Below are 25,898 nucleotides of genomic sequence, written 5' to 3'. Positions count from 1 at the left end.
CCGGCACATGGCCAGACGCAGGCTCGTGCGTCAGCATGCGCGCATGGCTGTGCTGTCCTGCCTGCTGAGGCAGCGTTACCAGTAGTGCCGTCGGCCGGCGACCGCGTGTCCCATGGAGCCCATGATCCACAGGATCGCGCCGATGACCGCGAGGATGATCCCGATCGTCCACAGGATCGATATGCCGGTGACGAAGCCGACTACCAGCAGGATGATGCCGAGGAGGAGCATGACCGCCTCCGGTGCGTAGTAGTGCTGCTTTCACTATGGACTGCGGCACCGTGCTGGGGAAGTGCCGGTGTCTACGTATTCCAGGACCGGATCGTGGCGGCTGCAGGTGGCTGCGGGCTCTGCCGTTTCAGCACCTGGGCTGGGGATGGCGAAGACCGCCGCTGTCGCGATCCGGACGGTCATCGCCGATGTGATCCGGGTGATCGATGCAAAGCCGAGCCATGAGAGCTGTGTGCCTGTGCGCGAGAGGGAAACCCGAAGTGGTGACAGGACGGGCCGCCTCAGGAATCGCGGGCGGCATGACTGTCTTGATCCGGCAGAGATGGGACTGCCTCCTGATCCCCGTGGCCACCAGCCCGGCTGCGGGGATCGTTCCTGAGGCTTGGCGACTCCCCACGCGTTCGGCTGGGCTGCTGCGGCTCCGAACGCTTCAGCGGTGCCGCCCTCGGCCTGCTGGGACGCGGGGGTGTCGACGAAGCTGTAGGGCGGCAGCGGGCCGTTGACACCAGCTCGAGATGCGGGTGCTCCTGGCGGAATTCCTCGACCGGGCCAGGAATTGCTCCGCTGAAGCGCGGTCCAGGAAGGAGAGGTTGGCCAGCCGGCCGGTGCTCTGCGGCCCGGAGCTGACTGCCTCGGCCCTCGGCTCCAGCGCCTGCTGAAGCAGCTCCGCGTCGGCCGCCTCGCGGACCTGGTGGTCCGGCCCGGGAGTGAGAGCAGTTTCCGGAACGCACTTGTCGCTTCGCTATTCAACATGCTTGTTCCTGTTTCACACCCTTTGGGGTGGTGAGCCGGGCATGGAGAGCCGAATGCGAGAAGAGAGAGGGTGAATCGAAACCGAAGGCGTCGGCGAAGACCGGCGTGACAGGTAGCCGAGCCTTCGCCTGCGCGCTGCCGCTCGGCGGACTTTCAAAAGGGGTCCAGCCACCTACCGGACACCCAGCCCCGCGACTCGAGACGCTGCCCGCAGACAGCGGACTTCAGGCGGCCGGGACGGCGCGGGCAATCGACACAGGAACAGAAACAGGAACAGAAAAGGAGTCGGCTTCATGACACAGGTCGAGCAGCCCCTGACAGACGCCGCCATCAAAGTTCGCCAAGTCAACCACTACCAGTTCAGCTGGGTGGCTGGAGAACCCGGCCAGCGCGGCACCTTCACGCTGCAGCTGGTCCTGGACGAAGGCGCCGGGGAAGAAGTCCTCACGGTCGACGCTGACGACGCCGACGTCCTGAAGGATCTGCTGGAGCACAATCAGACAGTCCAATACGACGTCCCACGCCACACCCTGATGTTCGGCGTGACGCCCGCCGGCAGCTGACACCCAGCAGCCCACCGCACACGCCACGACGACAGATCGGCGCGGCTGGGCCTGATGCACGGAATCGACCGCATCGGGACCGGCCGCGGGGTAACCGCGGGCGGCTTGCCACGCCCCGGAGGTGATCGTCGTGTCGACCATGCAGTCACCCCCTGCCTGCTCCGACGGCAGTACACACAGTACCGGCACCGAGCCGGTGAGCGAACTGGTGCAGGGGGCGTCGCAGCAGCTGACGGAGCTGCTGCGCAGCGAGCTGAGGCTGGCGCAGGCGGAGATGAAGGGCAAGGGCTACGGCAAAGGCGGCGGACTGTTCGGCGACGCCGGGGTAGTTGGCTTCCTGATGCTGCAGGCGCTGGTGGCCACCGCGATCGCCGTGCTGGCGGTGCCGCTGCCGGTATGGCCGCCGCCTTGATCGTCACCGCGGTGCTGGGTGTGATCGCCGCGGTGATGGCCCTGAGCGGGAAGAAGCAGGTCGACCAGGCCGCACCGCCCACGCCCGAGCAGACGATCGGCAGCGTCAAGGCCGACGTGGCCGAGATCAGGAGAGTGCACAGCGATGACCCAGCCGCCCCACGACGAGCCCACCGCTTCCAGCCCTGAGGAGCTGCGCGAGCAGGTCGAGCAGACCCGCGAAGAGCTCGGGCAGACGGTCGAGGCGCTGGCGGCCAAGACCGACGTCAAGGCCCGCGCCCAGGAGAAGGCCGCCGAGGTCAGGCGGCAGGCCGCCGTCAAGGCCGGGGAGCTGAAGGCCAAGGCCGCCGAGACCACATCCCGGGTGCCGGACAAGCTTCCCGATCCGGTGAAGGACAAGGCCGCTCAGGCCGCCGGGCAGGCCCGGACCAAGGCCGCCCAGGCCGGTCACCTGCTCCAGGAGAAGGCACCCGAACCGGTCCGTCAAAGGGCAGCCCAGGGGGCACAGGCAGCGCGGGACAACCGCACCCTGCTGCTCGCGGCGGCCGCGGGCGCCGCCCTGGTGTGGCTGGCATGCCGCCGCAGGAAGGGGTGAGCGGATGAAACCTTCGAAGATCGCCTACAAGCCGGTCGGTCTCGCCCTGGGAGCCGTCAGCGGCATGCTCGCCGGTGGCCTGTTCAAGCAGGCGTGGAAGATGCTCGGCCACGACGAGGACGCACCGGACGCCACCGACGAGGAGCGCGCCTGGACAGAGGGGCTGCTCGCCGCCACCCTGCAGGGCGCGATCTTCGCCGGGGTCAAGGCCGCCGTCGACCGAGCCGGTGCCGCCGCAACACGGCGCATGACCGGCACCTGGCCCGGCTGACTTCAGATGCGAAATGGGGGGTGCCGCTGTGACGTGGATACCGGCACCCCTGCTCGTAGGTCTTCCCCGCGTGGAAAGGTCGCACGGCCGTGTCCGCTTCTCACGCCATACCCGCCCTGACCGCCGCGGCAGCCATCGGCATCATCCTCGCCACCCGGTGGGCCGCCACCCACCAGTCACGGCACCGCCATGGCGCCAGCGCCGCCCGCCCCCCGTGGCGCCGCACCGCAACCGCACCCGACCCTGCAACCGACACGACCCCACCACCCGCACCGGACGAGGCCGCATGCTCAGCCGTGCAGGACGCCGAGGAACATGTACACCGCTGCTGGCAGCAACTCCAGGCCCACATCGACCGGCATGACTGACGAGATGCGTCAGGCCATGGACACGGCCCAGCGGGGAAAGCAGTAGGACGTGCGCCCCCGCCAACATCCGAGCCAGTGCGGAAGGCCGGCGCGCCAGCGGAGCCCGGATGACAGGCCGGAGTCGAGTGGACGCTGCTGTGGATCGAGAACACCGCCAGCCAGCTGACCGACGGCAGGTCGTAGCAGGCAGGACAGCATCGGCGTGCCTGGTGGAAGGGATCCGGTGTGGCGTGGACGCTGCCGGAACCGACGCTGAGCACTCCCCTACCCAGGCCTGATCTGCGGCCGGGCTGGGCGGGCGAGCCGAAATGGGACGGGTTCTGGGCGGTCCTGGCCCTGGGATCACCCGGCTCGATCACATACCCGACCCGAAGATCGTCACCACGCGGTTTCAGCGTGGTCACCCTCAACTCCTTCAGCACCCCCGGCCGCCAGCCGGGCCGCCTACAGGGGCCGGCGCCCAGCGGGCGCACCGCCCGGGTCGTCCATGAGGGCGATGCGGGCGGTGATGCGTTTACCGACCGGCTCGCGCTGCGCTCCGAAGCCCTGGGCGACGGCCATGACGATCTCCAGGCCGTGCTGCCCCACCCGCCCAGCGTCTGCCGCCCTCGCCACCGGCAGCGCCGGGTCGGAGTCCCACACCACCACCTCGACCAGTTGCCGACGATGCGCAGGTCCATCAGCACCGGGCCCGGCGCGTACTTGCGGGCGTTGGTGACCAGCTCGCTGACCACCAACTGCGTAACGTCCATGGCGCGCTGCGAGACCGGCAGCCCGTGCTCGGCCTGCACGCGAGTGAGGAAGTCCGCAGCCACGTGGCGGGCGTGGGCAATGCACGTGTCGTCCCCGTCCAGGGCCGCGGTCGTCTCGAAGGTCTGCGCCTGCGGCGCCGTGCCGCCCTCACCCACGGGCACCGATTCCACGCCGACCGCCTCCACTCCCCCGTTCACACCCCGCGCATACCCGCGTCTGCCCGGTACAGGCCCGGCGTCCCTCTGCCGGCTCCCCGGCCCAAGGGCATGACCCGTAGTGTGCAGGGGCAGCACTTCGGGCGAGCGTCTTGATGTGCCAGTATCACCGACATGGCAGAGGGACACATGGCGGATACCGAACGAGCCGAGCAGACACCCCGGCCAGCCGGGCTGTCGGTCGTGTCCACCACCACCGACGGCATCCGCGTGCTGACCCTGGCCGGAGAGATCGACCACCACACCGGAGAGCAGCTCAGCACGGCCCTGGACGTCTCCGACACCGCCCGGCCCCGCATCGTGATCGACCTGCGGCAGGTCACCTTCATGGACTCCAGCGGCATCAACATCCTCATCGCCGCCCACCAGGCCGTCACCGCAGCAGGCGGCTGGCTACGCCTGGCCGGCCCCACCGGCTCCGTGATGCGCATACTGCAGCTCGTCGGAGTCGATGCCCTCATCGACTGCCGCCCCACCCTGCGTGAGGCACTCACCCCCTGACGAGGACCGCTCCGATCTCCCGGGTGCGGCGGGCGCCGAGGCGCGCCAGCTCGAGGACGCGTCATACACACTGGTGCCACCTGCACCCGCCAGCTGGACACAGCGCTGTACGTGTCCCGCCAGCGGCTGGCCCGACGCGATGCGACGCGAGCAGCCTCTCCGTCGATGAGCATGCCCGGGCCCCCGGACGACTTCCGACCCCGACCGCCCACCATCGGCGGCCCAGCGCGGCGGCGCCGACGCGCAACGCCCGGCAACACATGGCGAAAGGGAAGGCCTGTGCGTACAGCGCCAGGACCGGGGGGGTGCCTGCGGCGTGGGGGCGCAGCGACATTGTCCGCCCTCGACGCGGACGAATGGGCACGGGCCCAGGCCATGCCCTCCGAGGAAGAGATCCGGCGCGTCCGCCGGCTCATCGAACGCGTCCAGACCGACCTCGACGACCTCGCCCCCGAGGACCCCGCCTGATCGAGCAGGCTGTCACCCTCGTCCGCCGCAGCCGCACCGTCATGCTCGGCATGCCCCGCGTCCGCCAGCCCCTTCCCGACGTCCGCCCCACAAGGACCCCGACCTCCTCGAAGAACCACGGTCGTATGCCGGCACCGACCGGCGACGACGCAGGCGTCCAAGACGCCATCGCGGCCGCCGTGCGCGACCGAACGCCGCTGACCGTCTCGGTCATCGCCCGCACGGCGCGGATGGACCACACTTCCCGGAACTCCAGCGGACGATCTCGCGCCTGGAACAGCAAACAGTCGATCTGACCGGGTCTTTGGAGGAGCGCGAGGCCGAACTGGAGGCTGCCCGGGCGGCCAACCGCGAGCTGACCCGGGCCCTGGACCAGAAGGGAGCCGCGGACCGCTGGGGTCTGGCCGGCCCGGTCGTCCAGCTTCCGGTCGAGGTAGCCCTTGGCCGCGCAAGGCGCGCTCCAGCGGGCGCCTCCCGCTTCGACCGCTGTCCCTAGGAGACCGACGCGGCCGCGACCGATCGTGCGCAGCGCGAGCGGCAGCAATTACTTGGCTAGCCACCTGTTTGCTGTTACGTTGATTATGTGTCCAGCCACCTAAGTGGGTGGTGGCACGAGAGGAGTCGTCATGAAAGCCATCCTGTTCGACCGCTTCGGAGGCACGGAAGTGCTGCGCGAGGCGGACATCGAGGTCCCGCAGCCCGGCCCCGGGCAGATCCGCGTGCGTGTCAAGGCGGCCGGGCTGAACGCGCTGGACGGCAAGATCCGCTCCGGGGCGCTGGAGGCCCTGTTCCCGACGTCGTTCCCCTCCGTCCCCGGTGGCGAGCTCGCCGGCGTGGTGGACGCCCTGGGTGAGGGCGTGCGGGACGTGCAGGTGGGTGACGAGGTGCTGGGCTGGTCGGACACCGGCTCGTACGCCGAGTACGCGCTGGCCACCACCGTGGCCCCCAAGCCCGCCGGCCTCGACTGGAGCCACGCGGTCGCGCTGCCGGTGGCGGGCGAGACGGCCGAGCGGGTCCTGAACCTGCTCGGCGTCACCGCCGGGGAGACCGTGCTGATGCACGGCGCGGCCGGAGCGGTCGGAACCCTGGCGGTCCAGCTCGCCACGGCCCGCGGGGCGCGTGTCATCGGCACCGCCGGCCCCGCCAACCAGGAGTACCTCGCCTCGCTCGGCGCCACCGCGACCGTTTACGGCGAGGGCCTGGTCGAGCGGGTCCTGGCGCTCGCCCCTGACGGCGTGGACGCGGTGTTCGACCTGGCCGGGAAGGGAGCCCTTGAGGACTCGATCGCCCTGCGGGGCGGCACCGAGCGCATCGTCACCATCGCCGACTTCCGCGCGCACCAGCTCGGCATCACCTTCGCCAACGGTCCCCAGGAACGCTCGGCCGCCCACCTGGCCGCCCTGGCGCAGGATGCCGTGACCGGCAAGGTCGTCACCACCGTCACCGCCTACCCGCTCGCCCAGGCCGCCACGGCCCAGCAGGTCAGCGACGCCGGGCATGTCCGGGGCAAGCTCGTCCTCACCCTCGACTGATCACGCCCGCCTCTCTTCCGCCACGCCCCCGCTTTCCCGATGACCACCTGTGTTGATCACCGCACCGAAGGACCATTCATGCTGAATTCCCTGTGGACACCGACCACCGTCGGTGGCATCTCCCTGCCGCACCGCCTGGTCATGGCCCCCATGACCCGTGACCGCTCCACACCCGAAGGCGTACCGACCGAGCTGAACGCCGAGTACTACGCCCAGAGGGCCTCGCACGCGCTCATCATCACCGAGGGAACCCAGCCCTCCGCCGACGGCCAGGGCTACCTCCTCACCCCCGGCATCCACAATGAGGAGCAGATCGCCGGGTGGCGCAAGGTCACCGACGCCGTGCACGCGGCCGACGGCCGGATCGTCATCCAGCTGATGCACACCGGACGCATCGCCCACCCCGACAACACCCCCCACGGGCGACAGCCGGTCGCCCCTTCGGCGATCCGGCCGCAGGGCACGATGTTCACCGCGTCCGGGCCCCAGGAGATGCCGACACCCCGTGCTCTGTCGACGCAGGAGGTCGCGGCGACCGTCGACGACTTCCGCCGCGCCGCAGCGGCTGCCGTCGCGGCAGGCGCCGACGGCGTGGAGATCCACGCCGCCAACGGCTACCTGGTGCACCAGTTCCTGTCCGACAACACCAACCAGCGCACCGACCGCTACGGCGGCTCCCTCGACAACCGCATCCGCTTCGCCGTCGAGGTGGCCACTGCCGTGGCCGACGAGATCGGCGCCGACCGCACCGGCCTGCGCATCTCCCCCGGCAACCCCTACAACGACATCGCCGAGTCCGACACCGCCGCGCTGTATCCGGCGCTCGTGCGCGCCCTCAGCCCGCTCGGCCTCGCCTACCTCCACATCCTCCACGCGGGCGACGAGGAGCTGCTGGGCACCCTGCGCGCGCTGTGGCCGACCACGCTGATCCTCAACCGGGCCGGCACCGACCTGCCCACCCGCGCCAAGGACATCGACAACGGCACGGCCGACCTCGTCTCCGTCGGCGCCCTCGCGCTCGCCAACCCGGACCTGGTCGAGCGGCTACGCTCTGACGCGCCGCTGAACACCCCCGACCCGGCGACCTTCTACGGCGGCGGAGTTGCCGGCTACACCGACTACCCCACCTACACCGTCTGAGGAACCGCATCATGCCCGCCCCCACACCCCGCATCCCCAGCACGGCCAGCGAGGGGCCGATGAGCTACGCGATCTTCCAGCTCGCCCGCGCTCACCGGGCCCGCGCCGCCGCCATGCTCCGCGAGATGGACCTGCATCCCGGACAGGAACTGCTGCTGATGCAACTCCTGGACCGGGACGGCCAGACCCAGTCCGAGCTGCTCGAAAGCGTGGGCCTGGACCACTCCACCGTCTCCAAGTCCCTGCGCCGCATGCAGGACGCCGGCCTGCTCATCCGCGAGCCGGCCGAACACGACCGGCGTGTCATGGTCGTCCACCTCACCGACAAGGGCCGTGCCATGCGCGAGCCCCTGGCCGCCATGTGGCGGGCCCTGGAGGAGACCTCCGCGCGGGACCTGTCGGCGCAGCAGGCAGAGTCCTTCGTCCGCACCGCCTACGCCATCGCCGACGCGATCAACAGCCGCGCTCTTCCGCGGGAAGAGTCCGAGTAACTCCCCTCGGCTTGCACCCCGGTTCCGGCCTGGAGTGCGAAGCGTTTCCGGCGTTCCTTGCGAAGTGGACAGTGCTGCAGCGCACTCGGCTCACGAAGGCCCGTGCTGAACGGAGCCAGGCTGCCCGACTGTCGGAAGAAGCCCGGTGAGCCGGGCCGGCGGATGTGGCGGCACCCCCGCTCACCCCCGTACGTCAGGGAGAACGGGGGTGAGCGGGGCCTCAGCGTCAGGGGCAAGCGCGAGCTGTCCCGGTGGAAGCAGGACGGAACTCATCCGGGGGAAAGCACCCCCCGCGGGGTCAGCGAGCCTTCCCCGTCGCCGGCCGGCCGCACATCGAGGACGGACGCATCAGCCGCGTCCGGGTCGCCTTCGACCTCGGCAAGCTCCTGCAGGCCGGCGGTGACCCGCGCCGCGGATCCGCCCGCCACAGGCCCGCCCTGAGCGACCCGGGCCGACGGCGCCCACGTCCGCGGCCACCACTGCCCCGCCCACCTAATCCCCCACTACTGACCTGATGGAAAGTGAGACGCCCATGACCACCACCCTCCCCGTCCTCGTCGTCGGCGCGACCGGGTCCCTCGGGGGCAAGGTCGTCGACGAACTGCTCAAGCGCGGTAAGAACGTCCGCGCCCTGGTCCGGCCGACCACCGACGCGAGCAGGCTCGAAAGCCGGGGTGTCGAGATCGCCCGCGGCGACATGCTCGACCTCGACTCGCTCGTCGCCGCCATGAACGGCGCCGATGCCGTCATCACCACCGCTGCCGGCTACACCCGCGGCGGCAAGAATGCGCACGACATCGACACCGTCGGCAACGCCAACCTCGCCGAGGCCGCCCACCGCACCGGCATCCGGAGGTTCGTCCTGACCAGCATCCTCACCAGCGACCAGACGCCCCATGTCCCGCACTTCTGGCACAAGAAAGTCGCCGAGGACAAGCTCGAACAGCTCGGCGTCCCGTTCGTCGCACTGCGCCCGGGGGCGTTCCTCGACCAGATCGCGAGCGCGGCGGGCGACCCGATCGACAAGGGCCGCCTGATGTGGATCGGCAAGACCACCGTCCCGCTGACCTTCGTCCATACCTCCGATCTCGCGACGTACCTGGCGGCCGCCGTCGACGCCGAGGCCCACGACGGTGAGCGCATCGACATCGGCTGGGACCGTCCGGTCAGCATGCGCGAGGTGGCCGACCTGATGGGCGACCGGGCCGGAAAGAAAATCAAGGTGTGGGCCGTCCCTTCCGCCGTCGCCCGCGCCGCAGGAGCCGTCGCCGGCCGCTTCATGCCCCTGGTCAAGGACATGGCCGCGATGTTCAGCTGGTTCGACAGCGGCCGCTACGTCGCCGACCCCCGCCGCCAGCAGCAGCTGTTCGGCCCCGTCCCCACGGCCGAGGACGCCCTCGGCCGCTACACCGACGGGCTGGGCACGGCGCAGCACCGGTGAGGGGCCCGCATCCCGGTCCCGCCGCCCGGCGAGGGCCAAACGATGAGTGCAGGACCTGTCAACGGAACCGCGCTGAGCTGCGTGAAGCCCTCTCGGCTGGCCACGCGCCACAGTCGCTCCCCCAGAGAACAGCAGCACGATGACGGGCAGCGTCATCAGGATGAGCGCGCGGTCATGGCGCAGCCGGATCCGGAACGGGACCTTGCCGCCCCTGCTCGTCCTGCGCGGCGCCCGCACTTTCGTCCCCGCAGTGGCGGCCCTACCAGTGGAGGAAACCACCCGATGTAGTTCGCCGACGGCTACTGGCGCCAAACTCCCCCGCGCCGCCCGGCGTCACGACGGCCCTCCACGGCGAAGGCCCTCGCCGCGGACGGCGACAAGAACGCACACCGAGGCGCTCGACGGATGTGCCCGCCGCACGAGGCGCTGCCCGCCCGTGGTCGCCGGGACTCACGGCGGCCACGGGCATCGCTGCCACGCTCGGCAGGCCCACCTGTCAGTTCGGTGCACTCCCTGTGACGGCACAGGGGGCGCCGTTGAGGGTGTAGGAGCTCGGCGGCGCGGTGTTCCCTGTGTGGTCGGCCTGGAAGCCGATGTCCACGGACGCGCCGGGTGCGATGGTGGCGTTGTGGGAGATGTTCCTTGCCGTCACCCGGCCGGAGGCGGGCGAGTACTGCGCGTTCCAGCCGGAGGTGATGGTCTGCCCGCCGGGCAGGGTGAACTCCAAGGACCAGCCGTGGCTCGCGGTGGTGCCAGTGTTGGTGAGGGTGATGTTCGAGGTCAGGCCGCTGTTCCAGGCGTTGACGGTGTCGGTGACTTGGCAGCCGGCGGTCCCCGGTGGCGGGTTGGAGGTCTGGAACTGCGTGAAGAACTTCCACACCTCTCCCGGCACCCAGCTGCGGGAGCCGCTTTCACCGGCGGCCCCGTCCTGCGGGGCGGCGATGTGTCCTTCGTCGAACGCGGCCCAGGCGACCGGATACCCGGCCGAGCACCCCGAGTAGGTGGTGACTCGGTGCGTCAGGCTGCCCTGCGCCGGCTCGGGCGGGTTCTGCGGGGTGCAGCCGTTGTTCCTGACGAACCTGTCCGCATCGCCCGTCCGCCGGAGATGCCGAGCACGCTGTCCCTGAGGCCGTGCACCCCCAGGTAGGCGATGGGCTGAGTGCCGCCGCCGCATCCGCTGAGCTGTCCGCCGCCCAGGACCGCGACCGCGCGGAAGACTGTCGCCCGGGAGCATGCGAGCGCGTAGGACATGGCGCCGCCGTAGCTGAATCCCAGGGCGAAACGCTGTGCCGTGTCGACGCACAGATCCGCCTCGATCCGCCTGATCATGTCGTCGACGAAGGTGACGTCCTCCCCACCGGCGTTTGCCCAGCCGTTGTTGAGGCCTTGGGGTGCGACGAAGACGGTGCTGTTGCCGGCCAGTCGCTGGAGCCCGTAGTAGGCCCAGGTGCCCGTTTCCACGGTGCGGCCCGTGGCGACGTCGGTGGAGGTGCCGCCCAGCCAGTGGAACCCGAAGACCAGCCGGTGGGCACGGTTGCGGTCGTAGCCGTCCGGGATCCGCAGGATGAAGCTCCGGTTCTTTCCGCTGCTCCGGATCGTGTGCGTACCGCTCGTCAGAGTGGGGGCCTTGCCGCATCCGGGGCTCACGGCAGAGGTGCCGACGGTTGCGGCAGCCGTGCCGGAGACCGTGAGCGGCGTGTTCGCGCGGTGGTCACTGCCCAGCGCCGTGCCACTCAGGGTCAGGACGAGCAGCACCGCGAACACAGAGGGCCGTAAGTGGAATTTCGAGCTTTTCGTCATGCCTCCCCTTTTTCTGTTGGAACATCGCCTTGGCCGGCCGGAGCGGGGTGTCACGCGCGGGTCCACGTCTGGTTGGCCTGGCCGTTACAGGTCCACAGGACCAGCGGCGTTCCGTTGGCGGTGCCGGCCCGGTCGGCGTCGAGGCACAGCCCGGCGTGGACGTTGCGGATCGACCCGTCGGAGCCGAGGTTCCACTTCTGGTTGTTCTGGCCGTTGCAGGGCCACGTGATGACACGGGTGCCGTTGGTGGTGCCCTGGTTGGAGGCGTCCAGGCACTTGTCGCCGAAGACGCGGATCTCACCGCCGGCCCACGTGGTCCACAGCTGGTTGGCGGCCGTGTGGCAGTCCCAGATCAATACCGTCGCCCCGGCAGCGGTGGAGGCGTTGTCCACGTCCAGGCAGCGGCCGGACGCGCTGCCGCGCCATCGCGAGGTGGTGGCGGCCAGCGGGCTGCCCCCGCTCACCCGGAACACGGCCACGCCGTGCGCGGGGACGCTCGCCGAGATCTGCCCGGACGTGCTCGACGTGCCGCCGGTCCACAGGTCCGTGAGGGTGAACGGCCCCCCGGACAGGCCGACTTGCGCGGCCGTGGTGGTGACCGTCGCCGTACCGCCTCCCCGGTTGAACAGGCCCACCGCGACCGAGCCGTCGGACAGGGTCTTGGCGAACACCTCGGTGCTGCCGTCGTCGCGTACCCTGCGCCCGCCCGCTCCCAGCGGGTCCTGGTTCACCGCCAGCAGACGCGGGTTGCGCAGGATCGCGCTCACGTCGGCGGACATGGTGCGGATGTCGTTGCCGGCCATGAGCGGGGCACCCAGCAGCGCCCACAGCGCGAAGTGGGAACGGGACTCGGTCAGTGACAGGCCGGGACGGCCCACGACCAGCATGTCGGGGTCGTTCCAGTGCCCCGGGCCCGACTGCGCCGCCAGCGGGGCGGTGACGTCCAGGACGTTGCCGACGCCCATCGGATAGCTGTTGGTGTTGCCGTTCTGCCAGATGTCGAGCAGGTCCTCGGTCGTCCGCCACAGGTCGGCGACCTCGCCCCAGTTGTACGTGGCACCCGTGGGGGCGTGCAGGCTGTTGGGGTTGATGCTGTAGACGATCGGCCGTCCGGTGGCGCGCAGGGCGTCGCGCATCAGCGTGAACCGCGCGACCTGCTCGTCGCGGGTGCCGCTGGGGGAACACCAGTCGTACTTGAGGTAGTCGACGCCCCAGGAGGCGAACGTGGCGGCGTCCTGCGCCTCGTGTCCCTTGCTGCCCGTGGAGCCCGGGTAGCTGCCCACGGCCTGCGCGCAGGTGCGCTCCCCCGGTGCCTGGTAGATGCCGAACTTCAGGCCTTTGCTGTGGATGTAGTCCCCGAGCGCCTTCATTCCGCTGGGGAACTTGGCCGGATTGGCCCGCAGGTTGCCCGCCGCGTCGCGCTGCGGGTCGAACCAGCAGTCGTCGACCACCACGTACCGGTAGCCGGCGTCCCGCATGCCCGAGGACACCATCGCGTCGGCGGCCTGGCGAACCTGAGCCTCGGTGATCCCGCACCCGAAGCTGTTCCAGCTGTTCCACCCCAACGGTGGGGTCAGCGCCGGGCTGCCCGGCGCGGCCGAGGCGGTGGAGTGAGCGGAGGCCGTGACGGTCGCGGTGACCGTCAGCGCGGCGGTTGCGAGGAGGTGGAGCAGTCGCCTGCCTGATCGTCTGGGCACCGGGGCTCCTTTACCGGAAGGGCTCCATGGATGGGAGCTCCCCGCGCGCATGTCAGGTTCATGACACTGCACGGGGTGCGCAATTTCGAACATCATTCGGAAAGTCGGGGCCGCCACGGATACTAGAGAGGCGTCCGAACATGTCAACACCCTCCGACTACCACACTCCAACACCCGCCCCCGATGACTGAACAAGACCGCACCGATCTGCGGCATCCAGGCAACCGACTTCCAGCAGCACGAACACCGCCGGGTTCCGAATGTTTCGATGAGTCTCACGAATAATGCGAGGGGTATTGACGCGGTTCACCCACCTCCTATCATCCTGGAAGCTCGACAAGCCGATCTGCGTTCGACATCTCGAACTCTAGGATCGGTCGGGTCAGTCAGCACCACGATCGAAGCAGGGCACTCCCGCGCAACGCACGCCGACAACAAGAACTCCGCATCCGCGAGGCCGGCGGCGTCGACGTGCACCACCGCAACGGCCGGGCCGCACAAGGAGAACGCCACCATGGATCTGTCATGCCCTCATCAGAACATGCCCCGTCGCCGCGTACTGGCGGCCGCCACCGGCCTGGCCGCCGGCGCCTTCTTGCCCCTGACCGGATCCTCCCGCGCCGCCGCCTCGGCCCCCGCCCAGGGGCCGGCCCTCGCGACCGCCGCGGAGTACATGAACCCGGTGATCTGGCAGGACTTCGCGGACATCGACGTCATCCGCGTCGGCGGCACCTACTACGCCTCGGCCTCGACGATGCACTACTCGCCGGGCGCACCCGTCCTGCGTTCGTACGACCTGGTGAACTGGGAGATCGCCGGACATTCGGTGCCGACCCTCGACTTCGGCGCCAAGTACGACCTGAACGGTGGCCGTGGCTACGTCCGGGGCATCTGGGCGTCGTCGCTGGCCCACCGGCCGAGCAACAGGACCTTCTACTGGCTCGGCCAGATCGACTTCGCCAGGACGTACATCTACACCGCCACCGCGGTCGAGGGACCATGGAGCAGGCTCACGACGATCAGCACGCCGTACTACGACGCGGGGCTGCTCGTCGACAGCGACGACACCCTGTACGTGGCGTACGGAAACACCACCATCAGCGTGGCCCAGCTCTCGCGCGACGGCCTCACCCAGGTCCGCACGCAACAGGTGTTCAGCACGCCATCGAGTGTCGGCACGCTGGAGGGGGCACGCTTCTACAAGATCAACGGGCAGTACTACATCTTCCTGACCCGCCCCGCGAACGGGCAGTACATCCTGAAGTCGTCGAGCGGCCCCTTCGGTCCGTACACGATGCGGCAGGTGCTCCTCGACCTGCGCGGGCCGATCCCCGGCGGTGGCGTCCCGCACCAGGGTGGGCTGGTGCAGACGCAGAGCGGCGCCTGGTACTACATGGCGTTCGTCGACGCGTACCCCGGCGGCCGGATGCCCGCCCTGGCACCCGTCACCTGGACCTCGGACGGCTGGCCCGTCGTGCAGCTCGTCAACGGCGCGTGGGGCACCTCGTATCCCAGCCCGGCCGTGCCCACTCCGCCCCGCCAGGTCACCCCCATGACCGGCGTCGACACCTTCGACGGCACGACCCTCAAACCGAGGTGGGAGTGGAACCACAACCCGGACACCACCAAGTGGTCGGTCGGCAACGGACTGACCCTGCGGACCGCGACCGTCACCAACGACCTGTACTGGGCCCGCAACACGCTCACCCACCGCATCCAGGGCCCCACCTCCACGGCCACGGTCGATCTCGACTTCTCGGCGATGCGGGACGGCGACCGGGCCGGGCTCGCGCTGCTGCGTGACTCCTCCGCCTGGATCGGGGTCACACGCGAGGGCGGCGCGACGCGGGTGGTGATGGTCAACGGGCTGACCATGGACGGCAACTGGAACACCACCGGCACCGGCACCGAGGTCGCGAGCGCCCCGGTCTCCGGAGGCCGCATCCGGCTGCGCGCGAGCGCGGACATCCGTCCCGGAGCGTCCCGGCCCGGCACCTTTTCCTACAGCACCGACGGCACCGCCTTCACCCGCCTCGGGCCCGCCTTCTCCATGGGCAACGACTGGCGGTTCTTCATGGGCTACCGATTCGCCCTCTTCAACCACGCCACGCAGGCGCTCGGCGGCGCGGTCCGCGTCACGCGGTTCGACCTGTCCACGCCCTGAACGACGGCATGGATCGCACCACCCAACCCCCCACCCGAGGAGAACCATGAACCCGCTGAAACGGCTCAGCCGTCGCCGAGCCTCCGTCTTAGGCCTGCTGGCCACGGCCGCGCTGATCACGCCCGGAACCGCGACCGGCGCACCCGACGGCGTCCAGGCCAGCACGCTCGGCGCCCAAGCGGCCCAGTCCGGACGGTACTTCGGAACCGCCGTGGCTGCCGGCAGGCTCGGCGACGGCACGTACACCACCATCCTGGACCGCGAGTTCAACTCGGTCACACCCGAGAACGAGATGAAGTGGGACGCGACCGAGCGGTCCCGCGGACAGTTCACCTTCGGCGCCGCCGACCAGATCGTCAACCGCGCGGCGGCCCGAGGTCAGCGCGTGCGCGGCCACACGCTGGTGTGGCACTCCCAACTTCCCGGCTGGGTCAGTTCCATCAGGGACGCGAACACACTGCGCAGCGTGATGAACAACCACATCACCACCGTGGCGAGCCGCTACAAGGGCCGGATCCACTCCTGGGACGTGGTCAACGAGGCCTTCGCCGACGGCGGCAGCGGCCAACTGCGCAGCTCGGTCTTCCGGGACGTGCTGGGCAACGGCTTCATCGAGCAGGCGTTCCGCACGGCTCGGTCGGCCGACCCGGCGGCCAAGCTCTGCTACAACGACTACAACATCGAGGACTGGAACGCCGCGAAGACCCAGGGTGTCTACCGCATGGTGCGCGACTTCAAGGCGCGCGGCGTGCCCATCGACTGCGTCGGCCTCCAGGCCCACTTCTCAGCCGGCGGCCCGCCCGCCAGCTTCCAGACGACGCTGTCGAGCTTCGCCGCCCTCGGGGTGGAGGTCCAGATCACCGAACTCGACATCGCGCAGGCGCCGCCGAATGCGTACGCCAACACGGTGCGGGCCTGTATGAACGTGGCGCGCTGCACCGGCATCACCGTGTGGGGCATCCGCGACAGCGACTCCTGGCGCAGTGGGGAGAACCCCCTGCTGTTCGACCGCAACGGCAACAAGAAACCGGCCTACCAGGCAACGCTGTCGGCGATGGGCGGCTCGGCCGCGACGCAGCAGGCTGACACCCGTTCGGCCCGGTCCGCCGCCGCGCTGCCCTCCCGCTTCTCCTGGAGCTCCAGCGGACCGCTGATCTCACCGAAGTCGGACGCCACCCACAACATCGCCGGGATCAAGGACCCGACGGTCGTCCACTACAACGGCAAGTACCACGTGTTCGCCAGTACCGCGAGCTCCTCCGGGTACAACCTGGTGTACCTGAACTTCAGTGACTGGTCGCAGGCCGGCTCGGCCACGCACCACTACCTCGACCGCAGCGCTATCGGGAAGGGCTACCGGGCCGCGCCGCAGGTCTTCTACTACGCGCCGCAACGCCTGTGGTACCTCGTCTACCAGACCGGCAACGCCTCGTACTCCACCAACCCCGACATCAGCAACCCCAACGGGTGGAGCGCACCGCGCAACTTCTACTCGTCGATGCCGGACATCATCAGGCAGAACATCGGCAACGGCCACTGGGTCGACATGTGGGTGATCTGCGACAGCGCCAACTGCTACCTGTTCTCCTCCGACGACAACGGACACCTGTACCGCTCCCAGACGACCGTCGGCCAGTTCCCCAACGGCTTCACCAACACCGTCATCGCGGCCCAGGACTCCAACAGGTACGCCCTGTTCGAAGCGAGCAACGTGTACAAGGTGCAGGGCTCCAACCAGTATCTGCTCCTGGTCGAGGCCATCGGATCGGACGGCCGACGCTACTTCCGCTCCTGGACCTCAGGCAGCCTGGCCGGCTCCTGGACGCCGCTGGCCGCGTCCGAGAGCAACCCCTTCGCCAGGTCGAACAACGTCACCTTCCCCTCGGGAGCCTGGACCAGGGACATCAGCCACGGCGAGATGATCCGAGCCGGCTACGACCAGACACTGACCATCCCCGCCTGCCGGCTTCAGTACCTCTACCAAGGCATGAACCCCAGCGCGGGCGGCGACTACAACCTCCTCCCCTGGCGGCTGGGCTTGCTCACCCAGACCAACTCCACCTGCTGACAGCGTGGGCCCCGCCGCTCGTGCGGGGCCCACGCCCACATGGTCCGGTGCGCCGCTTCCACTTTCGAGGCCATCGAGGCGTGTTCTCGCCGTACGAAGCACGTTGCACCTCGGCCCTTGAAAACTCAACTACCTCGCAACACCATCCGAACACACCCCCAACGGCTTTCCAGTGCTGTTGGGATCGCTTCCAGTGGGAGCGCTCCCAAGATCAGGTCGCAACGTCCTCTCGCTCAGGTCGCACGCTCGGGACAGAGCGTGCGACGCACCCCTGCCAGGAAATCGAGGTTCAGTCATGCGCCGCAGACTCCGCGCCTCGGCCGCAGCGCTCTTGGCTCTGCCGCTGGCGCTCGCCGTCGCACCGTCCGCCCACGCCGCCGACCCGACCACCATGACCAGTGGGTTCTACGTGGACCCCGACTCCAGCGCGAAGAGGTGGGTCGCCGCCAACCCCGGCGACGGCCGAGCCGCCGCCATCAACGCCTCCATCGCCAACACCCCGATGGCCCGCTGGTTCGGCTCCTGGAGCGGCACCATCGGCACCGCCACGGGAGCGTACGTGGGAGCGGCGGACCACGTCGACAAATTACCCATCCTCGTCGCCTACAACATCTACAACCGCGACTACTGCGGCGGGCACTCCGCGGGCGGCGCCGCCTCGCCGTCCGCCTACAGGAGCTGGATCGCCCAGTTCGCCGGCGGGATCGCCAACCGCCCGGCCGTCGTCATCCTCGAACCGGACTCCCTCGGGGACTACGGCTGCATGACCCAGGCCCAGATCGACGAACGCGAGGGCATGCTCACCGGCGCCCTCGCCGAGTTCAACCGCCAAGCCCCCAACACCTGGGTGTACCTCGACGCCGGCAACCCGGGCTGGGCCAACCCGGCGACCATGGCCCGGCGACTCCACGAAGCCGGCCTCCGACAGGCCCACGGTTTCTCGCTCAACGTCTCCAACTACATCACCACCGCCGAGAACACCGCCTACGGCAACGCCGTCAACAGTGAACTGAGCGCCCGCTACGGCTACACCAAGCCGTTCGTCGTGGACACCAGCCGCAATGGCAACGGCTCCAACGGCCAGTGGTGCAACCCCTCAGGCCGCCGCATCGGCACCCCCACCCGGCTGGGCGGAGGCGCCGAGATGCTCTTGTGGATCAAGGTTCCGGGCGAGTCCGACGGCAACTGCGGCGTCGGAGGCGGCTCCTCGGCCGGGCAGTTCCTCCCCGAGGTCGCCTACAAGATGATCTACGGCTACTGATCCCGGCCTCCGTGGCCTGGTACGCCCTGCCCCCACGACCGGGCCACGGCGCCGTCCACCACACCCCGGCCCAACGGCTTCGGGACACGCAGATGGTGATGTCGGACACCGTTACCTCCTGCTTCAGGAGGCCACCGTGAAGTGGTTCAACAGCGATGGGTGCCGGCCTTCCCCGAACAGGGAGCGCAGCTGAGCCTCGGTCACCTCCTGGCCGACCGCGAGACCGAGGCCTTCTTCAGCGGCCAGGGGGGAGCAAGAGCCGAACCTGCTTCCCGGGTGCCGTTCCGGGGAGAAGCCGTCCCGGCTGGCCAGCGAGTGGCAACGCTCTCCGGCGGTCGGCCCCTCACACCACCTGCACCACACACCAGTGCGTGCGGCCGGGCAGAGGAGCGATAGGTGAAGTGTGGCCGGTAGCAGACGTTCTTCGGTTGGGGCAGCACAGCCGCCCCCACGAAGGCGTGCATGATCGCGGGTCAGGAATAGTCGCCGCGTTGGGCCCGGCGCAGGATGTCGCGTTCCCGGCCGGTCTGGGTATCGAGTGAATCCTCGTGGTCGATGACGATCGTGTCGTCGGCCTGTCGAGCCCGCACCTGGGCACCGTAGGCGTCTGTCGCCTTCACCAGGAGAGCGTCCTTGTGAGCGGCGGGCCAGCTCTGGATCAGATACGACTCCACAACTTCGTCCACTGTCGTGTGGTCGACGGCCCTGTCCCTGCCCCGCGCGTGGACGCGCAGCCGGTAGGAGCCCGGGCCTTGGGACGCCAGCGAGGGCAGATCCGCGGGATCGTCCATGAAGGACGTCACCAGCACTTCCCCGGAAGGGGAGTGGCATGAGATCTCAGCGATCTCTTCCCAGCCTTGGGCAGGGTCGGGCCGGTGGGAGTACGGCTCGACCGTGACTTGGACGTCGCCGGTGTGGATCCCGGTGGTCACCTCGATGGCTCCGCCATCGGCGGACACCAGGCCGGTGCGGCTTGCGTCCAGGTCGTCGGCCACAGGCCCTTGCGGGTCCGAGATCTGGAAGAGGTGGTACTCAGCGTGCACCAGGGCTGTGCCTGTACGGGCTGGATCATTCACGGTGGCCTCGTCTGGTCTTTTGGCATTCACCATGCGTCGGCTGAACTTGCCGCCGCCGTGCCTGGCACCCTGAAAACGGTCACCTCGTCGAACGCCCCGAGGTCGTGGCGGCTCAGCCGACCAGGAAGGTGGCACCGGGTGCGGCGTAGTCGATGGGACCGTCGAACCGCGTCGAGGCACGCGCTGCTGCCTGCTGCGGGGTGAGGAAACGCCCGACGTGCGTGACGATCAACCGTCCCGCCTGGGCCGCACGGGCGGTGTCACCGGTGTCCTCCGGTGTGTGGTGGACCTGTTCCCCCGCACTCGGGGCCTGGGCGCTCTCGGCCTCGCACAGCAGCACATCGCACCCCTTGGCCAGACCAGTCAGGCCAGGGCAGGGGGCCGTGTCCCCGGAGTACACCAGCGACCGGCCCGTGGCCTCGACGCGCAGGGCGAAAGCGGGGATGCCGTGCGCCACCGCTCGGCTGGTCAGCGTGAGCGCGCCGACCCGCACCTGATGTCCGTCGTGCAGTTCCTCGACGGCGAAGGCGGATTCGATCGGGCTGCGGGTGTCGGTGTTGGTGAGGAAGTGGGCCAGCCGGTCGGCGATGCCCGGCGGGCCGTACAGGGGGATCGGAGCCGCGAGCTGGATGTCGGCGTAGAGCGCGCCGTAGTAGGCGGTGAGGAGGTCTGCGCTGTGATCGGCGTGCAGATGCGAGATCCAGATCGCGTCCAACTCGTCCAGCCGGACGTGTCGTTGCAGCTGAGCCAGCGTCCCGCTGCCCGCATCCACCCACAGCCGGGTGCCCCCGCCGGACACCAGGTAGCCGGAACAAGGGTTGTCCACACTCGGGTATGGGGTAGCAGAACCCAGAACCGTAAGACGGAGAAGCTCGCTGGTCATCCGCGAAGTCTAGAACTCTTGATCCACAGGTACTGACTATTTCTCGACCGCGAGGCGTACCCCACGCGGACGACACCACCACACGTGTCCGCCGTGTCTGTTCCTCCGCCTCGTAGGAGAGCCCCGCTGGCTCGGGACCCACACTCCCCCATACTCTCCCGCCCTCTGAACCGCTCACCCGCCGAACCGCTCACGGTGGTCGACGAGTTGGTGGCCGCCGCCGAGACGGGACTCGTCGCCACCGCGGGGCCGCGGTTCTTCGGGTTCGTGGTCGGCGGGGCGCTGCTGGGCGCTGTGCGAGGCGGCGTCCAGGAGCAGCGGCAGCGTCCGGGTGAGCTGAGCGTAGGAGCCCGCCGCGAACAGTTGGCGGCTCGCGGCGACGTCGTCGGCTGACAGGCGCAGCGCTGGGGCGGCCCACCCTGCCTCCGGCCGTACGAGGGACGCTGCCGGCAGGGTAACTCCCGCCGCACGTACGCTTCGTCGCTCCACGGCCCTGCTCCCCTCCGGCCGGGGGTGTGGGGACAAGGCGCACGACGCGTTGCGTGCGTCCTGTCCGGCCTCCCAACGGCCATGGGTGGCAGGCCGATGCGCACCCCAGCCGGACGGGTGGTGTCAGTGGGGCCCATGAGAATGGTGTGATGACTCACGCCATACCCGTGCCGCTGCCATCCGCTCTCGTCGATCACCATGCGGTCGATCTGGAACGCAAGTACACCGATGGCTGGGGCGTGAAGGTCGACGACGTCGCCACCGCGCCCTCCGGCGAGATCTATGCCCTCTACAGCGTCCACCGTCACACCTACGGCGTTGCGGACGACGAAGCCGACCCGGCGAAGGCGGACTTCGGCTACTCGGTGTTGACCCGGTATGCCCCCCGACGGCACCGTGCTCGCCACCGCGGTCTCCGGGCAGAGTGAGTACCTGCGCCAGGACACGACTCTCGGCGGTCCCACGACAGGGCTGGGCAAGGACCTGTGGTGGGCCAAGGGACTGTGCGTCCTGCCCGACGGGACACTCGCCGCAACCGGTCCCGGAGACCACACCCATCTGATCACCGCGGACCTCACTGCGGTGACAGCGCACCACGGCATGCCTCTCAGAAGCTACGACGACGGCCCGCGCGCCCCGTTCGCCAGCTGGATCAGCACGACCCCGGCCGGTCGCCTGCTGTGCACGACGGGCGAGTACGGGGTCTACAACTACGCCAACCTGCTCGACAACATCGTGTCGGTCACCGACCAGCCCCTCACCCCCGCATCGAAACCGACACTGCGGGCCCTGGCATCCATGGAGGCAGAACCGGTCAAGCACACCGAGGCCGACCTGAGGCCGGACGTCCTGTTCCAGGGCAAGCCGGTCGGCATGGACCACCGTCCTCGGCCCTCGCTGACCGAGCACCTCACCACACTCGAGCAGACCGCGCGGCAGTGGGACTGGCATGACGCCCGGCTCGGCCGGCCGGCGGTGGTGCGGGAGGACCTGTTCATCATCCCCGTCTACGGGCACATCCACCGGGGCGGCAGCCGCGGCCAGCGGTTCGCCTTCGTCCTGGTCAGCGACAAGGGAGAGATCGTCGGCCAGCTCGGCGGCATGCACCTGTACCGCGACAGCCCCTTCACCGGCTTCTGCTTCGAGATCGCCGCCGATCCCGTACGCGAGCGGATCTACCACCTCAACCGGTACGGGCTGTTCGCCTGGACGGCCACGGGAGTGCGAGCCCAACGACTGGACCTGGAAGACACGCGGTACAAGCTGCTCAAGCACTTCACGCTCATGGACTGCACCCCCGCGGGCGAGCTGATCCTCGTCCACCGCACGCAGCACCTGATGCTCCGCATCCCGTGCCCCGCTTCCCTCGGCGACCTCGGCCAGGTGGTGGAGGACACGCTGCGCTCCTACGCCAAAGAGCGCACCGCTCTGAAAAAGCAGTGGCAGCCGGTCAATTGGCACTGGGTCGACGACACGACTCCGGTGCACCGCCTCTGATCGCGTAACGTGGCCAGGCTCCCGCCATGGGCGCCGTCCTTGCTTTCGAAGGCGTCTACGGCGCCTCAGCGGAGCGGGCGCCCCGTCGTAAGACCGTCTCTGCCCTCGGCGGCCTGCGTGGCGGCCACCCTGGCGGCGACCAGGGGGAAAGGGCGAGAGCAGAACAACAGCGCGGTGAGCGGCAATTCAAGAGCGGCGCACGCCCTTGCACCGACAACGACGGGAGCCGAACCGCGGAGTGGGTTGGACCGCCTGCGGCTCCTCGGGCGTGCCCTCCGAGCGCGGGAAGAACTCGCACCACGAGCCGTCACGGCGTCCGCGAGACGACCGCCAGGCAACCGCCGCAGGACCGTCACCCTCGCCTGTCGGTGCCGGCTCACGGCGCGGAGGTTCTGACACGGCTAATCCGTAGTCAAGGGGGCGTCCTCACTGCCGTGCGTCAGCTCGATCGCGAGGGTGTAGAAGCGGGTGATCTGGGCGTCGTCGTCGTTGTCGTCGGTGACCAGGTACAGCGGCCGGCGGCCCTTGTGCTTGCCGCTCGTCAGGGGTGGGCCGAGGGTCATGCCCTCGGCGTTGTCGAGGAGCGGGTTGACCTGGGGCTGCTTCGCCCTGGCGCCGGAGGAGGGGCAGTTGCCGAGGTCGACGAGTTCCCGTTTGCGGACGAAGGCGGTGGCCGGCAGTCCCGCCAGGGACTTGGTCGAGGCGACGTCCGGGAGGCCGGCCAGGGACACCTCGTAGATGCGTACGGTGTTGCCCTGGCCGTCGGTGAAGCCGCGCTCCAGCGCCAGGAAGCGTTCGCCGTCGCCGACCGGCGTGAGCTCCGCGAGCCGCATGCCCGAGCCCGTCTCGTAGGCGATCTGGCGGTCGGGGACGTAACGGCCGCCCGGTGTGCCGGTGTAGCGGAGGATGCGGATGCGGTGGCGTCCCCGGTACGAGCCGTCGCGGCCGAGGGGGGCCTCCGGGCCGACGTACAGGTGCCGGCCGTCCGGGGACAGCGCCAGTGACTCGAAGATCTCGTTGGTCGTCGCGGTGCCGTCCGGAGGGGGCCGGAACATGTCCGGCACCTTCAGTTCGTCCAGCGGTCGGCCGGTCCCGAGGTCGAAGCGGGTGACCGACGGGGCGTGCTCCGAGGCCACCAGCGCCGTTTTCCCGCCCTTCTCCAGGGCGATGGCCTCCCCGTCGAAGCCCTCGGCGCCGTAGTCGTCGCCGTTGCCGCGCAGCAGCCGTGTCATCGCCGTGATCCGGGGCGCCGGCGACTGCCCCGGCTCGCCCAGCGAGAGGGAGTACAGCACCGGTGGGGAGTTGTCGGCCAGGGACAGCGCGGTGGAAGGGCCGGTGAGGGCCAGGGAGGAGAGGCCGTAGACGCCTTTGCCCCCGAACGTCGACTTGTCGAGGTGGTCGGAGAAGCCGAGGAGCGACGCCCGCGGGGAGCAGACGTCCGACACGGCGTCGTCGCCCTCGGGCCACCACAGCGGGGACGTCCCGGCCACCGCCGCCAGCGCGACGCCGACGGCGACTACGGCCGTGCAGCCCTTCCTGCGCCGGGGCGGCGGATTCTGTGCTGTGCGCACGGCCACGTTGTGCACGAAGGGGAGCCGGCCGATAGGGCCCCGGTCCTGCACCTGGGGAACGGGTCGGCGCTTGTCCCGCAGGGAGTCGCGCACCTGCTCGTAGATCATGTCGAGCGTCAGGTACGGCTCCTTCGCCTGGCCGTTCTCCGCCGGAACGCCGTCCCTGAGGACGGTCACGAGCTCCCCCGTGAACGCCGTGCACTCCTCGTCCCGGGGAGCCAGCGCCTTGACGTTCTCCGCGGAGGAGGTCAGCACGTAGCTGCCGCGCACGCCGGCCGCCGCCGACAGCGGCATCGCCGGGCCGGACATGTCGTCGATGGCGCGTCCGCTGTAGCAGCAGTCCAGGACGACGACCCGGCGCCGGGCCTTGGTGTTCTCCAGCAGCGCCTCGCGCAGCCACTCGTACGGCACCGCCGTGTGCCGCTTGGTCGGCCTGGACCCGACGAGCGTGAGGTGGAGCGCGCCGTGCCGGTCGACGAACCCGTGCCCGGCGTAGTAGACGATCAGCGTGTCTTTCGCCAGCTTGGCCGCCTCGATCACCGGGTCGATCAGGTCGTCCGACGTCTTCGGGTCGGCGACCGTGACGCACCGGTTTTTCGGCAGGCCCCATATCCTCCGGTCGGCCAGCGCCTCCTTGAGCCGGGAGAGGTTGTTCGCCACCGTCGGCAGCGGCGGCATGTGCCGGTACGCGCTGACGCCGACGAGCACGGCCGTGGAGGTGCCGGGGTCGGGCAGCGGCTGGGCCACCGGACGTTCGGTCTCCGTCACCGGGCGTCGCCTTCCGGGCCCGGGGGATCGTTCGCGCCGGGCGGGGAGTCCTCCGGGTCCTCAGGGGGCGGGTCCGTGTCCCGGAGGGTGTCGATGATCCTCTGCACCTGCTCGGGGGTGGCTTCGGGCGGCAGCGTCACACGGATGCCGTCGTGCTCCACGACCACGGATGACCGGGGCCGCTGGGCCCGGCGCCACTCGACGATCGCGACGCCGAGGAGGGCCAGTTGGAGGGCGGAGTCGACCACGAGCTGGACGATGCCGAGGGCGTCGCCCATGCTCGTGCCGTCGGTCTCCGCTTCTGTGTCGCACTCGCACAGTGAGATGTCGGTGTCGTGGCGCAGGTCGTGGTCTCTGAGCAACCAGTCGTACAGCTGCTTGAGTTCGCCGCCGTCCGGGTCGTCGGGCAGCCGAAGTCTGACGTCCATGCCCTTCCTTCGCCCCCTGCTGGGTCGGGCCGAAATGGATCGTTCCGGTGTCAACCCCCGGCAGATGCCGGGTGGTTGACCCACCAACCAGCATACGGTTGCCGGGGCGCTACCGCATCGCACACGCCCGCCCGGCGCGCGCCGGGCGGGCGGTGGGTTCTGGTGACTTCGGTGGTGCGTCGGGTAGTGCGTCGGCTACCGCTCCGCTGGAGTTCGTCAGCACGCCGCCGCGCAGGAAGGTGCCGTTGTCGGGCTCGTTGTGGCCGTTTTTTGCCCGAGTAGCCGTAGCCGATGCCCCAGCATTCCCGTTCGGGCCCCAACGACAAGGTCCGATCTTGGGTGCGGATCCAGCAGGTTCCGGCGCTGAGGGGTCCTTTCAGAAAGCCGGGATCTTGCGGGCGAGGGTCATGCAATGGGCGAGCTGGAGGAACGCGTCGTGCATGTCGTCCCGTGTTTCCCAGCG

The 25,898-nt window shown here is 69.6% G+C and carries 23 protein-coding genes and 5 pseudogenes; 17 read left to right on the top strand and 11 right to left on the bottom strand.

What is annotated here, in order from left to right:
* Positions 1-75 precede the first annotated feature (75 nt).
* Both ACYVMZ_RS37090 and ACYVMZ_RS37085 read right to left on the bottom strand, forming a co-directional pair.
* Positions 76-231 (bottom strand): DUF6131 family protein, encoded by a 156-nt coding sequence (locus ACYVMZ_RS37090; RefSeq protein ID WP_086173352.1) that lies wholly within the window; start codon positions 229-231, stop codon positions 76-78.
* Between the two features lie 411 nt (positions 232-642).
* Positions 643-922: pseudogene (locus ACYVMZ_RS37085) on the bottom strand (GvpL/GvpF family gas vesicle protein); the annotation flags it as partial.
* 355 nt (positions 923-1,277) lie between these two features.
* Between ACYVMZ_RS37085 and ACYVMZ_RS37080 the strand changes: the two are divergent.
* From ACYVMZ_RS37080 to ACYVMZ_RS37060, 5 genes and pseudogenes are all read left to right on the top strand, one after another.
* The gene (locus ACYVMZ_RS37080; protein ID WP_389971237.1) at positions 1,278-1,547 is read left to right on the top strand and encodes a hypothetical protein; all 270 of its coding nucleotides are present in this window, start codon (positions 1,278-1,280) and stop codon (positions 1,545-1,547) included.
* Between the two features lie 139 nt (positions 1,548-1,686).
* Positions 1,687-2,147, top strand: a pseudogene (locus ACYVMZ_RS37075) (phage holin family protein).
* Positions 2,104-2,553 (top strand): DUF3618 domain-containing protein, encoded by a 450-nt coding sequence (locus ACYVMZ_RS37070; RefSeq protein ID WP_461087342.1) that lies wholly within the window; start codon positions 2,104-2,106, stop codon positions 2,551-2,553. Before ACYVMZ_RS37075 ends, ACYVMZ_RS37070 begins: the two are co-directional and overlap by 44 nt.
* 4 nt (positions 2,554-2,557) lie before the next feature.
* A complete protein-coding gene (locus ACYVMZ_RS37065) occupies positions 2,558-2,824 on the top strand; it encodes a DUF4235 domain-containing protein (RefSeq protein ID WP_461087340.1) in 267 nt (88 codons plus the stop codon).
* Between the two features lie 89 nt (positions 2,825-2,913).
* A complete protein-coding gene (locus tag ACYVMZ_RS37060) occupies positions 2,914-3,192 on the top strand; it encodes a hypothetical protein (RefSeq protein WP_461087338.1) in 279 nt (92 codons plus the stop codon).
* Positions 3,193-3,636: 444 nt separating this feature from the next.
* Here the strand turns inward: ACYVMZ_RS37060 and ACYVMZ_RS37055 are convergent.
* Positions 3,637-4,115: pseudogene (locus tag ACYVMZ_RS37055) on the bottom strand (ATP-binding protein).
* Between the two features lie 159 nt (positions 4,116-4,274).
* On the opposite strand from ACYVMZ_RS37055, the gene ACYVMZ_RS37050 reads away from it, so the two are divergent.
* The 7 genes from ACYVMZ_RS37050 to ACYVMZ_RS37020 all read left to right on the top strand — a co-directional run bounded on the left by ACYVMZ_RS37050 (position 4,275) and on the right by ACYVMZ_RS37020 (position 9,733).
* Positions 4,275-4,661 (top strand): STAS domain-containing protein, encoded by a 387-nt coding sequence (locus ACYVMZ_RS37050; RefSeq protein ID WP_461087336.1) that lies wholly within the window; start codon positions 4,275-4,277, stop codon positions 4,659-4,661.
* A 333-nt stretch (positions 4,662-4,994) separates the two neighbouring features.
* Positions 4,995-5,129, top strand: a complete 135-nt coding sequence (locus ACYVMZ_RS37045; RefSeq protein ID WP_461087334.1) for a hypothetical protein — start codon at positions 4,995-4,997, stop codon at positions 5,127-5,129.
* Between the two features lie 125 nt (positions 5,130-5,254).
* On the top strand, positions 5,255-5,425 hold the full coding sequence (locus ACYVMZ_RS37040) for a hypothetical protein (RefSeq protein ID WP_461087332.1): 171 nt from the start codon (positions 5,255-5,257) through the stop codon (positions 5,423-5,425).
* 330 nt (positions 5,426-5,755) lie between these two features.
* Positions 5,756-6,661 carry an NADP-dependent oxidoreductase gene (locus ACYVMZ_RS37035; protein ID WP_461087330.1) on the top strand — a complete coding sequence of 302 codons (906 nt, stop codon included), beginning with the start codon at positions 5,756-5,758 and terminating at the stop codon, positions 6,659-6,661.
* Between the two features lie 78 nt (positions 6,662-6,739).
* Positions 6,740-7,801: an alkene reductase gene (locus tag ACYVMZ_RS37030; RefSeq protein ID WP_461087328.1), complete on the top strand. Its 1,062-nt coding sequence runs from the start codon at positions 6,740-6,742 to the stop codon at positions 7,799-7,801.
* Positions 7,802-7,812: 11 nt separating this feature from the next.
* Entirely contained in the window at positions 7,813-8,292 is a 480-nt protein-coding gene (locus ACYVMZ_RS37025; protein WP_461087326.1) for a MarR family winged helix-turn-helix transcriptional regulator, read from the top strand.
* A gap of 532 nt (positions 8,293-8,824) precedes the next feature.
* On the top strand, positions 8,825-9,733 hold the full coding sequence (locus ACYVMZ_RS37020; protein WP_461087324.1) for an SDR family oxidoreductase: 909 nt from the start codon (positions 8,825-8,827) through the stop codon (positions 9,731-9,733).
* Between the two features lie 496 nt (positions 9,734-10,229).
* On the opposite strand, the pseudogene ACYVMZ_RS37015 reads toward ACYVMZ_RS37020, so the two are convergent.
* Positions 10,230-11,533, bottom strand: a pseudogene (locus ACYVMZ_RS37015) (CE1 family esterase).
* Between the two features lie 50 nt (positions 11,534-11,583).
* Positions 11,584-13,230 (bottom strand): glycoside hydrolase family 27 protein, encoded by a 1,647-nt coding sequence (locus ACYVMZ_RS37010; protein ID WP_461087322.1) that lies wholly within the window; start codon positions 13,228-13,230, stop codon positions 11,584-11,586.
* A 541-nt stretch (positions 13,231-13,771) separates the two neighbouring features.
* Between ACYVMZ_RS37010 and ACYVMZ_RS37005 the strand changes: the two genes are divergently transcribed.
* From ACYVMZ_RS37005 to ACYVMZ_RS36995, 3 genes are all read left to right on the top strand, one after another.
* Positions 13,772-15,394 (top strand): glycoside hydrolase family 43 protein, encoded by a 1,623-nt coding sequence (locus tag ACYVMZ_RS37005; protein WP_461087320.1) that lies wholly within the window; start codon positions 13,772-13,774, stop codon positions 15,392-15,394.
* A gap of 46 nt (positions 15,395-15,440) precedes the next feature.
* Positions 15,441-17,462: a non-reducing end alpha-L-arabinofuranosidase family hydrolase gene (locus ACYVMZ_RS37000; RefSeq protein ID WP_461087317.1), complete on the top strand. Its 2,022-nt coding sequence runs from the start codon at positions 15,441-15,443 to the stop codon at positions 17,460-17,462.
* Between the two features lie 295 nt (positions 17,463-17,757).
* On the top strand, positions 17,758-18,723 hold the full coding sequence (locus ACYVMZ_RS36995; protein ID WP_461087315.1) for a glycoside hydrolase family 6 protein: 966 nt from the start codon (positions 17,758-17,760) through the stop codon (positions 18,721-18,723).
* A gap of 473 nt (positions 18,724-19,196) precedes the next feature.
* Here ACYVMZ_RS36995 and ACYVMZ_RS36990 read toward each other — a convergent pair whose 3' ends face one another.
* The 3 genes from ACYVMZ_RS36990 to ACYVMZ_RS36980 form a co-directional block, all read right to left on the bottom strand.
* Complete coding sequence (locus ACYVMZ_RS36990; protein ID WP_461087313.1) at positions 19,197-19,718, bottom strand: hypothetical protein; 522 nt, start codon at positions 19,716-19,718, stop codon at positions 19,197-19,199.
* Positions 19,719-19,911: 193 nt separating this feature from the next.
* Entirely contained in the window at positions 19,912-20,682 is a 771-nt protein-coding gene (locus tag ACYVMZ_RS36985) for an MBL fold metallo-hydrolase (protein WP_461087311.1), read from the bottom strand.
* Between the two features lie 174 nt (positions 20,683-20,856).
* The gene (locus ACYVMZ_RS36980) at positions 20,857-21,171 is read right to left on the bottom strand and encodes a hypothetical protein (protein ID WP_461087309.1); all 315 of its coding nucleotides are present in this window, start codon (positions 21,169-21,171) and stop codon (positions 20,857-20,859) included.
* A 149-nt stretch (positions 21,172-21,320) separates the two neighbouring features.
* On the opposite strand from ACYVMZ_RS36980, the gene ACYVMZ_RS36975 reads away from it, so the two are divergent.
* Both ACYVMZ_RS36975 and ACYVMZ_RS36970 read left to right on the top strand, forming a co-directional pair.
* Positions 21,321-21,599, top strand: a complete 279-nt coding sequence (locus ACYVMZ_RS36975; protein WP_461087308.1) for a hypothetical protein — start codon at positions 21,321-21,323, stop codon at positions 21,597-21,599.
* On the top strand, positions 21,550-22,668 hold the full coding sequence (locus ACYVMZ_RS36970) for a hypothetical protein (protein WP_461087306.1): 1,119 nt from the start codon (positions 21,550-21,552) through the stop codon (positions 22,666-22,668). The genes ACYVMZ_RS36975 and ACYVMZ_RS36970 overlap by 50 nt, the downstream gene beginning before the upstream one ends.
* Before the next feature lie 401 nt (positions 22,669-23,069).
* On the opposite strand, the gene ACYVMZ_RS36965 is transcribed toward ACYVMZ_RS36970, so the two are convergent.
* From ACYVMZ_RS36965 to ACYVMZ_RS36955, 3 genes and pseudogenes are all read right to left on the bottom strand, one after another.
* Positions 23,070-25,007, bottom strand: a complete 1,938-nt coding sequence (locus tag ACYVMZ_RS36965) for a caspase, EACC1-associated type (RefSeq protein ID WP_461087304.1) — start codon at positions 25,005-25,007, stop codon at positions 23,070-23,072.
* On the bottom strand, positions 25,004-25,435 hold the full coding sequence (locus tag ACYVMZ_RS36960) for an effector-associated constant component EACC1 (RefSeq protein ID WP_461087302.1): 432 nt from the start codon (positions 25,433-25,435) through the stop codon (positions 25,004-25,006). The genes ACYVMZ_RS36965 and ACYVMZ_RS36960 overlap by 4 nt, the downstream gene beginning before the upstream one ends.
* A gap of 376 nt (positions 25,436-25,811) precedes the next feature.
* Positions 25,812-25,898: pseudogene (locus tag ACYVMZ_RS36955) on the bottom strand (IS5/IS1182 family transposase); the annotation flags it as partial.

Source organism: Streptomyces deserti (genome assembly GCF_054782695.1).
Note: the sequence above shows the minus strand (reverse complement) of the source record. Positions and strands in the feature narration are given on the sequence as shown.